The 14,930-nt window shown below is 63.2% G+C and carries 16 protein-coding genes; 7 read left to right on the top strand and 9 right to left on the bottom strand.

The features are described 5' to 3' along the window. The first annotated feature begins 4 nt into the window (after positions 1-4). The 4 genes from RTP54_RS21515 (at position 5) to RTP54_RS21500 (ending at position 4,962) form a co-directional block, all read left to right on the top strand. Positions 5-946, top strand: coding sequence for a LysR substrate-binding domain-containing protein (locus tag RTP54_RS21515; RefSeq protein ID WP_312365739.1), 942 nt, complete (start codon positions 5-7; stop codon positions 944-946). Between the two features lie 159 nt (positions 947-1,105). Next, positions 1,106-2,344 (top strand): urate hydroxylase PuuD, encoded by a 1,239-nt coding sequence (puuD, locus tag RTP54_RS21510; RefSeq protein ID WP_312365738.1) that lies wholly within the window; start codon positions 1,106-1,108, stop codon positions 2,342-2,344. Then, the gene (gene guaD / locus RTP54_RS21505) at positions 2,341-3,657 is read left to right on the top strand and encodes a guanine deaminase (RefSeq protein ID WP_312365737.1); all 1,317 of its coding nucleotides are present in this window, start codon (positions 2,341-2,343) and stop codon (positions 3,655-3,657) included. The genes puuD and guaD overlap by 4 nt, the downstream gene beginning before the upstream one ends. Positions 3,658-3,825: 168 nt before the next feature. Next, positions 3,826-4,962 carry an alpha-hydroxy acid oxidase gene (locus RTP54_RS21500; protein WP_112815403.1) on the top strand — a complete coding sequence of 379 codons (1,137 nt, stop codon included), beginning with the start codon at positions 3,826-3,828 and terminating at the stop codon, positions 4,960-4,962. A gap of 81 nt (positions 4,963-5,043) precedes the next feature. On the opposite strand, the gene RTP54_RS21495 is transcribed toward RTP54_RS21500, so the two are convergent. From RTP54_RS21495 to RTP54_RS21470, 6 genes are all read right to left on the bottom strand, one after another. Continuing rightward, on the bottom strand, positions 5,044-5,856 hold the full coding sequence (locus tag RTP54_RS21495) for a GNAT family N-acetyltransferase (RefSeq protein WP_312365736.1): 813 nt from the start codon (positions 5,854-5,856) through the stop codon (positions 5,044-5,046). An 86-nt stretch (positions 5,857-5,942) separates the two neighbouring features. Next, positions 5,943-6,305 (bottom strand): hydroxyisourate hydrolase, encoded by a 363-nt coding sequence (gene uraH / locus RTP54_RS21490; protein ID WP_312365735.1) that lies wholly within the window; start codon positions 6,303-6,305, stop codon positions 5,943-5,945. A gap of 13 nt (positions 6,306-6,318) precedes the next feature. Beyond that, a complete protein-coding gene (locus RTP54_RS21485) occupies positions 6,319-6,816 on the bottom strand; it encodes an ureidoglycolate lyase (protein WP_112832820.1) in 498 nt (165 codons plus the stop codon). A 96-nt stretch (positions 6,817-6,912) separates the two neighbouring features. After that, positions 6,913-7,416: a 2-oxo-4-hydroxy-4-carboxy-5-ureidoimidazoline decarboxylase gene (gene uraD / locus RTP54_RS21480; RefSeq protein WP_112812113.1), complete on the bottom strand. Its 504-nt coding sequence runs from the start codon at positions 7,414-7,416 to the stop codon at positions 6,913-6,915. After that, on the bottom strand, positions 7,416-8,345 hold the full coding sequence (puuE, locus tag RTP54_RS21475) for an allantoinase PuuE (RefSeq protein WP_112832821.1): 930 nt from the start codon (positions 8,343-8,345) through the stop codon (positions 7,416-7,418). Before puuE ends, uraD begins: the two co-directional genes overlap by 1 nt. Before the next feature lie 78 nt (positions 8,346-8,423). Then, entirely contained in the window at positions 8,424-9,224 is an 801-nt protein-coding gene (locus RTP54_RS21470) for a DUF1045 domain-containing protein (RefSeq protein ID WP_312365734.1), read from the bottom strand. Positions 9,225-9,497: 273 nt separating this feature from the next. Between RTP54_RS21470 and RTP54_RS21465 the strand changes: the two genes are divergently transcribed. After that, positions 9,498-9,887: a PRC-barrel domain-containing protein gene (locus tag RTP54_RS21465; protein ID WP_112815332.1), complete on the top strand. Its 390-nt coding sequence runs from the start codon at positions 9,498-9,500 to the stop codon at positions 9,885-9,887. Between the two features lie 69 nt (positions 9,888-9,956). On the opposite strand, the gene RTP54_RS21460 is transcribed toward RTP54_RS21465, so the two are convergent. Then, complete coding sequence (locus RTP54_RS21460; RefSeq protein WP_312365733.1) at positions 9,957-11,099, bottom strand: FAD-binding oxidoreductase; 1,143 nt, start codon at positions 11,097-11,099, stop codon at positions 9,957-9,959. Positions 11,100-11,137: 38 nt separating this feature from the next. Here RTP54_RS21460 and mnmD point away from each other — a divergent pair, with 38 nt between their 5' ends. Together mnmD and RTP54_RS21450 are read left to right on the top strand one after the other, a co-directional pair. Then, positions 11,138-11,854 (top strand): tRNA (5-methylaminomethyl-2-thiouridine)(34)-methyltransferase MnmD, encoded by a 717-nt coding sequence (gene mnmD, locus RTP54_RS21455; RefSeq protein WP_312365732.1) that lies wholly within the window; start codon positions 11,138-11,140, stop codon positions 11,852-11,854. A gap of 126 nt (positions 11,855-11,980) precedes the next feature. Beyond that, positions 11,981-13,564: a trimethylamine methyltransferase family protein gene (locus tag RTP54_RS21450; RefSeq protein WP_312365731.1), complete on the top strand. Its 1,584-nt coding sequence runs from the start codon at positions 11,981-11,983 to the stop codon at positions 13,562-13,564. Between the two features lie 34 nt (positions 13,565-13,598). Here RTP54_RS21450 and RTP54_RS21445 read toward each other — a convergent pair whose 3' ends face one another. Both RTP54_RS21445 and RTP54_RS21440 read right to left on the bottom strand, forming a co-directional pair. Next, positions 13,599-14,048, bottom strand: a complete 450-nt coding sequence (locus tag RTP54_RS21445) for a host attachment protein (RefSeq protein WP_112812107.1) — start codon at positions 14,046-14,048, stop codon at positions 13,599-13,601. 127 nt (positions 14,049-14,175) lie between these two features. Continuing rightward, positions 14,176-14,850, bottom strand: coding sequence for a helix-turn-helix transcriptional regulator (locus RTP54_RS21440; protein ID WP_112815328.1), 675 nt, complete (start codon positions 14,848-14,850; stop codon positions 14,176-14,178). Between the last annotated feature and the right edge of the window lie 80 nt (positions 14,851-14,930).

Genomic DNA, 14,930 nt, shown 5'->3' with positions numbered 1-14,930 from the left:
ATCCATGAAGATGTCCAAGCAGTTTCCGCTGAATGCGCTCCGGGTGTTTGAAGCCGTCGCCCGGCTCGGCAGCTTTACCAGGGCCGGCGAAGAGCTGGGCATGACCCAGACCGCCGTCAGCTACCAGGTCAAGCTGATCGAGGAAAACGTCGGCGAGCCGCTGTTCCTGCGCCGCCCGCGCCAGATCGCGCTCACCGATGTCGGACAGAGGCTGGCGCCACGGGTAACGGAAGCCTTCGAGATGCTGCAGGAAGCCGTCTCCTCGGCGCGCGGCGACATCGACAGCACCCTTCTGATCAGCTCGACCCCGACCTTCGCCTCGCAATGGCTCGCCCGCAACATCGGCTCGTTTCAGCTCGCTCATCCCACCATCGCCGTGCGCCTGGACACCAACGACAACCTCGTCGATTTTGCCAAGGAATCCACGGATCTCGCCATCCGCTCCGGCGCCGGCGTCTGGCCCGGTCTCGACACCCATCCGCTGATGCGTGTCGAGTTCAGCCCGATGCTGAGCCCGGCGCTTGCCGAAACCGTCGGCGGCATCCACGAACCGCGCGATCTCCTGAAGCTCCGGATCATCGATGCCGGCGATCCCTGGTGGCGGCTCTGGTTTGCCGCAGCCGGCGTCAGGGATCCGGATCTCGAAGGTCGGCCGACGAGCAGGCTCGGGGCGCAATCCCTCGAGGCACGCGCTGCCATCGCCGGCCAGGGTGTGGCGATCCTGACGCCGGAATTCTACGGCGACGACGTGGCGCTCGGCCGGCTCTACCAGCCTTTCGACCTGCGCTGCAGCGACGGCTGCGACTACTGGCTCGCCTACCCGCATGCCCGCCGCAACACCCCGAAGATCCGCATTTTCCGCGACTGGATTCTGTCCGAACTCTGCCCGTCGATGCAGTTCGGAGCCGATTGGGTGGAAGAGCGCAGGAAAGCGTCGGCGCGCTAACGGTAACCCCTTAGAATCCATCAGGTTTATCTTCGCGACGATTTCGCCGTGAAATCGTCGCGAACAGGGCAAAACACGCCCGCGGCGCCATGCTCCCCCTTCCCCAACTCCCGGTTTTTGCGCAAGGTGCACTGACGGAGAGAATAAAGGGGACCCCGAATGTACGAGTTTGCCATCGCCTGGGAATGGCTGGCCTTTGCCGTGCGCTGGCTGCACGTCATCACCGCCATCGCCTGGATCGGCTCATCCTTCTATTTCATCGCGCTCGACCTCGGTCTCGTGAAGCGCGATCACCTGCCGGTGGGTGCCTATGGCGAGGAATGGCAGGTGCATGGCGGTGGTTTCTATCACATCCAGAAATACCTCGTGGCACCCGCTTCGATGCCGGAGCACCTGACCTGGTTCAAATGGGAATCCTACGTCACGTGGCTTTCGGGCTTTGCCATGCTCTGTCTCGTCTATTACGGCGGCGCCGATCTTTTCCTGATCGACCGCCATGTGCTCGACATCTCGGCGACCACGGCCATCCTGATCTCGCTCGCCTCGCTGGGCATCGGCTGGATCTTCTACGACCTCTTGTGCAAGTCGCCGTTGGGCAAGAACACCTGGGGCCTGATGGCGCTTCTCTACGTGGCGCTGGTGATCATGGCCTGGGGTTATACCCAGGTCTTCACCGGCCGCGCCGCCTTCCTGCATCTGGGCGCCTTCACCGCGACCATCATGTCGGCCAACGTCTTCTTCCTCATCATCCCCAACCAGAAGATCGTGGTTGCCGACCTGATCGCCGGCCGCACGCCGGACCCGAAGCTCGGCGCGCAGGCCAAGCAGCGCTCGCTGCACAATAACTACCTGACCCTGCCCGTCATCTTCTTCATGCTGTCGAACCACTATCCGCTGGCCTTTGCCACCGCCTTCAACTGGATCATCGCAGCCCTGGTGTTCCTGATGGGCGTCACCATCCGCCACTGGTTCAACACCACCCATGCACGCAAGGGCAGGCCCACCTGGACCTGGCTTGCCACCGCCCTCATCTTCATCCTGATCATGTGGCTGTCGACCGTGCCGAAGGTGCTGACCGGCGAGGAGAAGGCCGAGATCGCCCCGGTCTTTGCCCGGTTCGCGCAGAACGCGCATTTCCCCGCGGTCAAGGACGCGATCTCGACCCGCTGCTCCATGTGCCATGCGGCCGAGCCGGTCTACGAGGGCATCGTGCGGGCACCGAAAGGCGTTGTGCTCGAAAGCGATCAGGAGATTGCCGCCCACGCCCGCGAAATCTATATCCAGGCGGGGCGCAGCCACGCCATGCCGCCTGGCAACATAACAGACATGACGACGGACGAACGCCAGTTGCTGACCGCCTGGTTCGAAAGCGCCGTCGAGGAAGGCAAGACACAATGACATCGACGCTCATCCGCGGCCGCCTCTTGAGCTTTCATCGCGCGCCCCTCTCCATCGACGACAGCGCCGCCTATGCCTATGAGGCCGATGGCGCGCTGCTGGTCGAAGGCAGCGTGATCAAGGCGTCCGGCGCCTATGCGCGCGTAAAGGCGGAGGCTGCCGATGATGTCGTCGAGATCGATCATCGCCCGCATCTGATCGTGCCCGGTTTCATCGACACACACCTGCATTTCCCGCAGATGCAGGTGATGGCGTCCTATGCCGCCAACCTCCTGGAATGGCTGAACACCTACACCTTCCCCGAGGAATGCCGCTTCGTCGAGACTGCCCATGCGGAGCGTATCGCCAGCCGCTTCTTCGACGAGATGGTCCGCCACGGCACGACGACGGCGGCCGCCTATTGCTCGGTGCACAAGGCATCGGCCGACGCCTTCTTCGCCGAGGCGCTGCGGCGCGACATGCGCATGATCGCCGGAAAGGTGATGATGGACCGCAACGCCCCGCAAGGGCTGCTCGACACGCCGGAGATGAGCTACGACGAGACCCGGGCCGTGATCCGCGACTGGCACGGCAAGGGCCGCAACCACGTGGCCATCACCCCGCGCTTTGCCATCACCTCGACACCGGAGCAGATGGACGTCGCCCGGTCGCTGGTGCGCGAATTCCCGGACCTGCACGTGCAGACGCATCTGTCGGAGAACCGCGACGAGATCGCGTTCACCTGCGAACTCTACCCTGAAGCCATCGACTATACCGACGTCTATGCGCGCTACGGCCTGCTTGGCCCGAAGAGCCTGTTCGGCCACTGCATCCACCTCTCCGAGCGCGAGGCGGATGTGATGAGCGAGACCGGATCGGTCGCGGTCTTCTGCCCGACATCCAACCTCTTCCTCGGTTCCGGCCTCTTCCCGCTGCGCGCGCTCAACCGGCGGCAAAAGCCGGTTCGCACCTCGGTCGCCTCCGACATCGGCGGCGGCACCAGCTATTCCATGCTGAAGACGCTGGACGAGGCCTATAAGATCCTGCAGCTGCAGGGCGAGCGGCTGAACCCGTTCGACAGCTTCTTCATGATGACCCGTGGCAATGCCGAGGCACTGTCGCTGGTCGACCGCATAGGCACGCTCGAGGCCGGCACCGACGCCGACTTCATCGTGCTCGACATGGCGGCAACGCCGGCGATGGCGCTCAGAGCAGAAGTGGTCAACTCGCTTTCCGACGAGCTTTTCCTGCTGCAAACCATGGGCGACGACCGTTCCATCGTCGAGACCTATGTGGCGGGAAGACCGGCCAAGTCGGCGCTCAAAGCCGCCTGATTTTCTCGCAAAACGAAAAGAGGTCAAAAAAATTGACCTCTTTTCGTTGACGCTATTAACAAGCCTTCGGCAAACATGGTAAGGGCTGTGACGTCAGTCCTCGAGCAGGCGTGCGCGGCTTCCCCGGCAACCCGCTCTGACCCCGCTTTTCAGATGAAGGCCGTTTCCATGACGCAAATCCTCGAAATCAGCGACCTCAAGGCCCTTGCCAAGCGCCGCGTACCGAAGCTCTTCTTCGACTACGCCGATAGCGGCGCCTGGACCGAGGGCACCTATCGCGCCAACGAGGAAGATTTCGCCAAGGTGAAGCTGCGTCAGCGGGTGCTGGTCGACATGAGCGACCGTTCGCTGGAGACCACCATGATCGGCCAGAAGGTGTCGATGCCGGTGGCGCTGGCGCCGACGGGCCTCACCGGCATGCAGCACGCCGATGGCGAGATGCTGGCAGCCCAGGCAGCCGAGGCCTTCGGCGTTCCCTTCACGCTGTCGACCATGAGCATCTGCTCGATCGAGGACGTCGCTTCGGTCACGACCAAGCCCTTCTGGTTCCAGCTCTATGTCATGCGCGAGCGCGAGTTCGTGCTCAACCTCATCGACCGCGCCAAGGCTGCCAAGTGCTCGGCGCTGGTGCTGACGCTCGACCTGCAGATCCTCGGCCAGCGCCACAAGGACCTGCGAAACAGCCTGTCCGCTCCGCCGAAACTGACCCCCAAGCACCTCTGGCAGATGGCGACCCGGCCCGGCTGGTGCATGAAGATGCTCGGCACCAATCGCCGCACCTTCCGCAACATCGTCGGCCACGCCAAGAGCGTTACGGACCTCTCCTCGCTCGGCGCCTGGACGACTGAACAGTTCGACCCGCAGCTTTCGTGGAAGGACGTCGAGTGGATCAAGGAGCGCTGGGGCGGTCCGCTGATCCTGAAGGGCATCCTCGATCCGGAAGACGCCAAGATGGCGGCCGCGACCGGCGCCGACGCCATCATCGTCTCCAACCATGGCGGACGCCAGCTCGACGGCGCCCACTCCTCAATCAGCATGCTGCCGCGCATCGTCGATGCGGTCGGCCACCAGATCGAGGTGCACATCGACGGCGGCATCCGCTCCGGCCAGGACGTGCTGAAGGCCGTGGCCATGGGCGCCAAGGGCACCTATATCGGCCGCCCCTTCCTCTACGGCCTCGGCGCCATGGGCAAGGAAGGCGTGACAAAGACGCTGGAAATCATCCGCAAGGAGATGGACATCACCATGGCACTCTGCGGCAAGCGCGATATCAACGACGTCGATCGCAGCATTCTGGCGGATTGATCGCGCGCGGGCCAGCCGGCGGCTCCGGGTTGTTTGCATGGGAATTCGGCGGCGGGCTGGCCTTCCGGCCGCAATGGCGCACTATACTTTCATGCTCGACAACATGAACGGTCGTCCTTCGGGTGGATATGGCCCTCGTACCATGCACCCGGTATCGACCGGCACGTTTTCTTCTGGCGCCCATCCAAGCCGGTCCGGTGTCAAATGCACATCGATGCGCGCTCCGTCATAACCCAATGCGGCAGCGATATCCTCCAGCGAAGGTATGGAAGGCGCCACGATATCGAGCAATGTCACGGGCGCTTGATCGAGGCCTTTGACTGCGACGACCGCATCGAGATCGAAGATATGTATCAGTTCGATCTCCGGACATTCGACGGCCTTCAGCATGAAAAGTGCGGGATGATCGCAGGCGGCAGCCAGGAGAGAAGTCGGAACCCGACGCGCGAAGAGATCGAGCAGGAGCGTCACATCTGCTTTGCTCGTCAGCGAAAGCCGCCGGGATTTTGACGGACGCTGCTCTGAAGGTAAAATTCCGCTGAAGACGGATTCGCGAACCGATCGAAAGCCGAAAGGCGCGTAGAGGTTCGGCGTGCCAGTGGCAAGGGTCACCAGGCTGACCCGAGCGTCGGCATAGTCGAGAGCGCGATGCATGAGGTCGCGGAACAATCCTTGGCCACGCAATTCGGGTCTGACAGCGACGGACTGCACGCCATAAGCCCGAACCTGCTCGCCCGAAAGCCAAAGCTGGCGCTGGTAAAGACTGACATTTGCGACCAGCTCGCCGCCGCGCCACCAACCAAACGCAACAACGCTCGGATCGTGACCCAGCGTGTTCAGCGGAGAAATGTCGACCCCGAACACATCGCGTATGAGCTTCGTCAGCTCAGACAACCCTTCCGGGGAGTGAGCGTAGTCTGAACGGAGCTGAAGCCCAGAGTGCATCAATTACCTCTCGCACCGTTTCCATTGCATCGCCGTCAACTGCCGCGATAGGTCGAATAGCCGTAGGGCGAAAGCAGCAGCGGCACGTGGTAGTGGCTGGCCGGGTCGGCGATGCCGAAGCGCAAGGGGATCAGGTCGAGGAAGGCTGGCTCCGGCAATGCCGTGCCGATGCGGCGCAAATAGTCGCCGGCATGAAACACCAGCTCATAGCTGCCGGCCATGAAGCCGGCGCCCTCTACCATCGGTCCGTCGACGCGGCCGTCGCTGTTCGTGTGCACGGTGCGCATCAGTTGCCGCTGATTGCCCTCGAGCCAGTAGAGATCGATACGCAGGCCTTCGGCGGGTTTGCCGAGTGCTGTGTCGAGAACATGGGTGGTCAGGCGGCCGGTGCTGCTCATCGCGTCTCTTCCTTCAGATTGCGCTTTCGATGACGAAAGGCTCTTCGTAGAAATACTCTTCGAGATTGTTGCCCGGCCCCTCGCGGTCGACGACGATGAAGTCGTTGACAGCGCCCACCGTCATCAGCGGATGATGCCAGACATTGCGGCCGTAATTGACGCCTTGGCGACCATGTGCCCGGAACACCCGCGGCGCGCCCGGCTTGCCGCCCTCGTCTTCGGCGACGACCACCAGCCAGGGCCGGTCGTCGAGCGGAGAGAAGCTCTGGCTGCCAAGGGGATGCCGTTCCATCATTGCGACCGAATAGGGGAAGGGCCGTGGCTGTCCGCGAAAGATGTTGATGATGACATTGGCGCCCTCGCCGGTGACATCGGCGCGCGCAAGGCCGTGGAAGCGCTCGGTGTTGCCACCGTTGATAAAGCGCATCGACGCCGGGTCAGCCTCGATGACCGTGCCGAAGGGGGCGAACGCATCCTGCGTCAGGGGTTCGATCGAAAGAATGCGCGACATCAGGCAATGACCCCGCGGCTGTTGCTGCCGGCGGGTTTGGCATGATCCGGTTCGACTACCCTCCATAGCGGCGAGAGCAGAGTGCGAACGGGCAAGTCAGGCATTTTCGTCTCCTGGAAGCATGGATTGCAGCCGCAGACGAGCGATTTTCTCCACCTGCGCACAGGCGGTCTCAAATTCCTCTTCGGTCGAATTGTCAATGCGCCTTTCGAACGAGGCGAGAATATCGTTCTTCGTCAGACCCTTGACGGCGATGATGAAGGGAAAGCCGAACTTCTGCGTATAGGCCTCGTTGAGCGCCGTGAAGCGGGCATGCTCCTCGGCCGAAAGGCGATCGAGGCCGGCCGACGCCTGTTCGGCGGTGGAGTCCGCCGTCAGCTTGCCGGCGACAGCGAGCTTGCCGGCGAGATCCGGATGTGCCCGCAGCACGGCGAGCCTCTCGCGCGGCAATCCCGCGCGAAAGGCCTGGCAAAGGGCCGAATGCACATTGCCGGCTGAAAGTCCGCTCGCGGCCGCCCGGTCGTAGGCCCGTTCGGCAACCCAGGGAGAATGCTCGAACACGCCGCCGAAGCGGCTGACGAAGGCGTCGCGATCGGACATCAGAGAGCCCCTTCCGGCTTGTGGTGTTCGTACCAGTGGCGGGCGATATCGATGCGCCTCGGCACCCAGACCTTGTCATGCGACAGGACGTAGTCGACGAAACGTGCGAGCGCTGCAGCGCGTCCCGGACGGCCGACCAGGCGGCAGTGCAGGCCGATGTTCATCATCTTGGCGTCGCCCGCCTTGCCTTCCTCGTAGAGCACGTCGAACGTGTCCTTGAGATAGGTGAAGAACTGATCGCCGGAGTTGAAGCCCTGGTTGGTCGCAAAGCGCATGTCGTTGGCGTCGAGCGTATAGGGGATGATCAGATGCGGCTTGTCGGCCGCAAGCCCCGGCACCCAATAGGGCAGTTCGTCGGCATAGCTGTCGCTGGAATAGAGGAACCCGCCCTCTTCCAGCACCAGCTTCAGCGTGTTGTTCGACGGCTTGCCCTGGTAAAGCCCGAGTGGACGCTCGCCGGTAAGCTCGGTGTGCAGCCGCACCACCTCGCGGATGTGCTCGCGTTCCACCTCTTCGGGGAAATCCTTGTATTCGAGCCAGCGCAGACCGTGGCTGGCAATTTCCCAGCCGGCTTCCTTCATGGCGGCAACCGCTTCCGGGTTGCGCGCCATCGCCTGCGTCACGCCATAGACCGTCAACGGCACGTCGCGGCTGGTGAACATCCGCCAGAGCCGCCAGAAACCGGCGCGGGACCCGTATTCGTAGATCGATTCCATGTTGAGGTTGCGCTGGCCCGGCCAGGGCTGCGCGCCGACGATCTCAGAAAGAAGACTTTCCGACGCCGGGTCGCCATCGAGGATGCAGCTTTCGCCACCCTCTTCGTAGTTGAGGACGAACTGAACGGCGATCCGCGCATCGCCCGGCCAGTTTGCCTTGGGCGGGTTGCGGCCATAGCCGACGAGGTCGCGTGCATAGGTAGTCTCAGACATCAAATCACCCTTCGAATTTTCCGGAACGGTATCATTGCCGACCGGATTGTCGAGACAAAATGACGTCAGTGCAGACGGTTAGCGGCCCGCCATCAGCGCGGCCACCATCCGCGACAGAGGCGGAATGGGGCTCGGCGCAAGTGTCGCGTCAAGGCTTCCACGCTTGATCCGGTCAGCTCTCTTGGACGCGGAAATCTTGCCGAGCGGGTGCTGCGAGTGCACGCGCATCGGCGCACCCGATTCCTGTTCGACGAACAGCGCCAGACTGCCGATCGTCAAGGGCTGCGCCAGGCAGGGTTCGAACAGACCCCGCAGCGGCGCCTCGATGCGGCGCAATGCATCCTGGTTGAGCGGCCCGGTCAGCATCATGTGGAAGCGATACTCATCCATCACATGCGGGTTTCCCCAGCGATGCAGATTGGAAAACTGCGGCGCCGACAACCGGTCGGGGTCCGAGCGCTCGATGTCGTCTTCGCTCAGCGGCGCCCGGAACGGGTCGAACTCCTGGATGACGCTGGCGGCAAGCAGATGCATCGCGGTGCTGGGGATCTGCGGCATCAGCCCCCAGCACGAACCGAGCCGCGCCACTTCGAGCCGCTCGATCTCGAACGGCGTCTGGGCGCTGGCAAAGTGCATCAGCGCCTTCAAAAGCTGCGCCTCATCCATGTCAGGGCTGAGCCTGAAGGGCGACATCACCACCGCCTGGAAGCCGAAGCGACGCGGAACCGCGGTATGGAAGGCAATCTCGGACGTGGTCAGCCCCGAAATTGATGCCGGTTCGGCCGGCTCCCCGGAATAGACATTGCGACCGAGCCAGCTGGCGGCAACCGTGGAAAGCGGATCGGCCATCGGCGGCGTGAAACAAATGGCGTAGCGCATGCGCATGCTCCGGAAATCCGTGCCGGTGCGGGCCGGCGACCACAATCGTCGCCAAGGCACGGCACTGGCTCAAAACCAAAGAGCTTCCGCAATGCCCGCCAACGGGAAACGCGGCGCTCCATGCCCCGCGTCTTAGGTGATTTGCGTGACAGATTGACGAAGCGCGCGGGGCAAAACCGCACGATCCACCTGCCGTCCATCCGTCGATTTTTTCGGAACCATCACGCCGACCAGCCGTTCCCCAGAGGTAGCAAACAACGATGGAGAAGAAGCGTGACCTATCACAATGCGAACCTTCAGGACGCCAGGATCAAGGAAACCCACGACCTGATCGCCAGCGACAAGGTTGAAGGCACGAAGGTCTATGGGGCCGACAGCAAGCACATCGGCTCGATCGAGCGCGTGATCATCGAAAAACGCAGCGGTCGCGTGGCTTATGCCGTGCTCGGCTTCGGTGGCTTCCTCGGCATCGGCGAAGACCACTATCCCCTGCCCTGGGCGAAGCTGACCTATGATGAGAACCTCGGCGGCTATCGTACTGACGTGACTCGCGAACAGGTCGAAAAGGCGCCGAAATACCACGGCACCGAAGAGTACGACTGGAACGCCGAGAACGGACGCCGGGTCTACGATTATTACGGCGTGCCGCCCTACTGGATGTAACGGTCGGTCATTCCTGCCGTCAGGATTATGGGGCTCCGCCGGTGGCGGGGCCTTTTTCATGCTCGCGGCTTAAAGATGTTTCTCGCGAAGGGCCGCTATGTGATTCCGGCACAAGAAGGAATCGGGCATGTCGATCGTCGGTCGGCCGGCGATCTCGTCGATGACGAAGCGCGAAAGGCGGTGGGCAATGCCGAAGCTCACCTTGAAGCCGCCTGTTAGGATCGACAGGTTGGCGTGATCCGGATGGCGCCCGACCATCGGCTCCCGGCCGGCCGATTTCGGCCGGATCCCTGCCCAGCGCTCCACCACTTCGGCGCCACGCAACGCCGGGACCAGCACCTCGGCGCGCCCAAGCAACTCGGTCAGCAGTTCATCCGTTGACAGCGGATTGGCATATCTGTTTTCGCTCGTACTGCCGACGGCAACGTGTCCGTCGTCATGGGCGACGATATAAACGCCATCGGTAAAGATGACGGGCAGTTGCGGATCCACATCGGCGAGAAGCAGCGCCGCCTGGCCCTTGACCCCCGTGCCACTCGGTTCGCGCAGCGGTCCGCAAAGTGCGTCGATCAGCGGGAAGCTGCCGACGCCCGCGGCAAGCACGCAGTGGCCGAAGGCGATTTCGGCACCGTCGGTCAGTTCCGCTCGCCCTCGTCCGGTATGAATGGCCCGAACGCCGGCCCCCTCGACGATCCGCGCGTTCGGCGCATGCGCCAGCGCGGCGCGCAGGACCGTCAGCATCTGGCGCGGGGCAAGCCGGCCACCAAGCGTATCGAGCACAAGTCCGTGGGCCGCCGCTTCCGCACCGAGCGAGCCGGAGGGAACCGCATCCTGCACGTGCCAGAAGAACTGACGATCACCCGCTCGCCAGTTCTGCAGCGCATCCTGTTCGTGACGCAGCGCGATCTCGCGCAAATGCGGCTTGGCAAGCGGCATGATCCGGCCGTTTCGACGGTAGCCGGCGGAAAGGCCGGTTTCGGCCTCGAGCGCTAAGACTTCGCTTTCGAGCGACACGAGCGCATCGAACTGGAATTGTTTCTTGGCGTTCCATTTGTCGGGCATATGCGGCATCAGCGCGCCGAGGATGCCGCCGCTGGCGCCGGCGCCAATTTGGCGCTCTTCCACCAGGCAGACGCTCATGCCCGCGCGCACCGCCGTGAGGGCTGCCCACAGCCCCATGATGCCGCCGCCGACGATCAAAACTTCGCTCATCGATTGACCTTCTCCGGTGGCGGGATTATCGCCATCGCATGACAGGATCCGCCGCAGAACCGAACCAGCCCCCGGCCCATCAAAGCCTCGATTGGCACGAGGGCGATATGCCTTATTCGCGCGAATTTGGCGATCACTTTTATTGCCGCACCGATGGCCGGCTGGAATGCGGGCACGTCTTTCTGTCCGGCAACGGCCTGCCCGAACGCTGGGCTTCGGGCGGCGCGTTCACGATCGGCGAACTGGGCTTCGGCACCGGCCTCAATTTTTGCGAAACCTGGCGGCAGTGGAAGCTGGCCGCGACAGGTGGCACGCTTCATTTCATCAGCTTCGAGCGCTTTCCGATGCAGGCGGAAGAAATCTCGCGCGCGCTTGCCCACTGGCCGGAGATCGACACGGAACGGCTTGCCCTTTCCGCCCGCTGGCCGGCTGCGAGCGACGGCAGGATCGAGATCGATTTCGGCGACGGCGTTCGTCTCACCGTGGTCTGCGGCCCGGCGCTGGAGAGCCTCCCCCAGGCAACCGAGTGCTTCGACGCCTGGTTCCTCGATGGCTTTGCGCCATCGCGCAATCCCGACATGTGGTCGGAAGAATTGATGCAGCTTGTATTCGACCGGACCGCGTCCGGCGGCAGCTTCGCCACCTATGCCGCCGCCGGCTTCGTGCGCCGCAATCTGCAGGCGGCAGGCTTTGTCGTCGAGAGGCAGAAGGGCTTTGCCGGCAAACGCGAGATGCTGCGCGGCGACAAGGCCTGACTGGGCGCTGAGCGCCGCGTTTTCACGGGCCTTTACTCCACCAGAGAACTGAACTGTCGCAAATGGCGGGGGCATCGGGCCCAAAAATCTGCGACAGAAATCCATCGGCAACGCGGTGGGTTTCTCATGAAAGACGATCAGTTTCCGGATGCTGCAGCAAGTGACACCTCCTCCCCGCTTGAGCGGCGGCGCAGGCCCGGCGGACGCGGCGGCGATCGCACGCGAAAGTCCGCGGGCGGCAAATATCTCAACCTCGTCAACACCCAGAGCAAATCCGCAGTGCTTTCGGACGATGCGCTCGAGGCGATCCACGAGGCGTCGCTGACGATCCTGGAAGAGATCGGCATGGATGTGATCCTGCCCGAAGCGCGCGAGCGCATGAGGGCGGCAGGCGCCGATGTCACCCCCGGCACCGACCGCGTCCGCTTCGATCGCGGGCTGATCATGGACATGATCGCTTCCGTCCCCGCCTCCTTCACCATGCATGCCCGAAATCCCGCCCGCAACGTTGCCATCGGCGGCAACAATCTGGTCTTTGCCCAGATCGCCAGCGCCCCATTTGTGGCCGATCGCGAAGGCGGCCGTCGCACCGGCAACCAAGAGGATTTCCGCAAGCTGGTAAAGCTCGCCCAATCCTACGACATCATCCACACGACCGGCGGCTACCCGGTCGAGCCCGTCGACCTTCATGCCTCGGTTCGGCACCTCGACTGCCTGTCCGATATGGTGAAGCTGACCGACAAGGTCTTTCACGTCTATTCGCTCGGCCGCCAGCGCAACACGGACGGCATCGAGATCGCCCGCATCGGCCGCGGCATATCGATGGAGCAGATGGAGCGCGAGCCGTCGCTGTTCACCATCATCAACACGTCCTCGCCGCTGCGCCTCGACGGACCGATGCTGCAGGGCATCATCGAAATGTCCTCGCGCAATCAGGTCGTCGTCATCACGCCGTTTACGCTTGCGGGTGCCATGGCGCCGGTGACGATCGCCGGTGCCCTGGTGCAGCAGAATGCCGAGGCGCTCTGCGGCATCGCCTTCACCCAGATGGTGCGGCGCGGTTCGCCTGTCATGTATGGCGGCTTCACCTCGAACGTCGACATGAAGACCGGCGCACCCGCCTTCGGCACGCCCGAATACATGAAGGCCGTGATCGCCGGCGGCCAACTGGCCCGCCGCTACAACATCCCCTATCGCACCTCCAACACCAATGCCGCCAACACGCTCGACGCCCAGGCAGCCTACGAGTCGGCGCTGTCGCTCTGGGCGCTGACGCAAGGCGGCGGCAATTTCATCATGCATGCCGCCGGCTGGACCGAAGGCGGACTGACCGCCTCGTTCGAAAAATTCATCCTCGATGTCGACATGCTGCAGATGGTGGCGGAATTCCTGACGCCGCTCGACGTCAGCGAGGACGCGCTCGGGCTCGATGCGGTGCGCGATGTCGGCCCGGGCGGGCACTATTTCGGCACGTTGCACACGCTGCAACGCTACGAGACCGCGTTCTACTCGCCGATCCTGTCGGACTGGCGCAATTTCGAGACCTGGACGGAGGCGGGCCGGCCGACGACCTATGACCACGCCAACCGCGTCTTCAAGCAGAAGCTCAACGAATACGAACGGCCGCCGCTCGACCCGGCGATCGAGGACGAGCTCGATGCCTTCGTCGCCAGGCGCAAGCAGGAAGGCGGCGTCCCGACCGATTTCTGACGGGACGCCACATAGGTAGGTGTCTGAAAAAACGTCAGGGATAAACGGCCGACCGGGCGGTCGCGATCAGTTGCTCGATCGGGACGGTGACGCAATTGCGATCGATTTCGGCAACGGTCTTCTGCTTCACATGTGCTGAAAGCAGCTTGCGCAAATCGCCGAGCGTCTTTGGCGCCGCGCAAATCACCAGGCTGTCGAAGGCATTGTCGTTCAGATAACCTTCCAGCTTGCTGGCCACATCGGCGGCAAAGCGGTGTTTTTCCTCGCGCACCGGATCGCTGCTGTATTCCATCGCCGAGCGGCCGTGACCGACCGATGAATGGCTGCGCCCCGGCTTGTCGGCCATGATGTCCTGGGCACGCTTGGGATCGGTATGGATCACCTCCTCCTCCGGGTGCTGACGTTCGTCCTTCCGCAGGTTGACGCCCTTGACGAAGCGCGCCGTGTTGCCATCCGCGGCCAGTATCCAAGTCCGGTTTTGCACGATTGTCTCCCATGAAATGATGTTGCTCGTGGGCAGGCCAGAATGGGCCTGTAATAGAAACGGATGAAACCCGATCCGGTTCCATGCATTTCGACATCAATGTGCACTTTTTTGGTGTGCCCGCCGCCTACATGCGCGCGAGATAAGCCTCGAAGCTGCGCTCCGGCGAAGGCTCGAAATGCTCGCGCTCGACCTTCATCGACAAAATGCGATCCACCCGGAAATCGCGAAAATCCTGGCGCAGCTCGCACCAGCTGGTCAAAAGCCAGTGGTGGCCGAAGACGCTCAAGCCCAGCGGCCAGACGGTGCGCTCAGAGCTCTGGTCGGCGAGGCTTTGATAGGCCATCGTCACCTTGCGCTCATCCGTGATCGCCCGGCGCAGGTCGCCGAGCACAGGGGGCGTCTGCGGCTGCAGCGCCGAGCGGAAAGCGCGGATCGGGGCGCTGCGCAGGCGGCTGACGTGTTCGGGCGGAAGCCCATGCTCGATCTTGTCCATCGCCTCGCGCGCGGCCTGCGCCAGCCTGCTATCACCAAGCATCTGCACCGCCCGCGCGCCGAAGGCGAGCGCTTCCAGCTGTTCGAAGGTGAAGGCGAGCGGCGGCGCGTCGAATGTCTCGCGCAGCAGGTAGCCGACACCGCGCTCGCCATCGATCGGCGCACCCGAAGCCATCAGGTGCTCCATGTCGCGATAGATGGTGCGGCGCGCCACCTCCATCTTCTCAGCGATCTCCTGCGCTGTCATCGCCCGGCCGGTCGCGCGCATGAGCTGGATGATTCGAAACAGCCGGTCGGCCGGTCTCATGGGCGTGGTCCTGTCGAGGGCTGGTGAGGTAGTGGCCATAAGGCTGTCAGTTGCACTGTGCTTAAGTCAAGTGGCAAACA

The sequence above is a fragment of the Ensifer sp. genome (assembly GCF_031989085.1).
Taxonomy (GTDB): domain Bacteria; phylum Pseudomonadota; class Alphaproteobacteria; order Rhizobiales; family Rhizobiaceae; genus Ensifer.
Note: the sequence above shows the minus strand (reverse complement) of the source record. Positions and strands in the feature narration are given on the sequence as shown.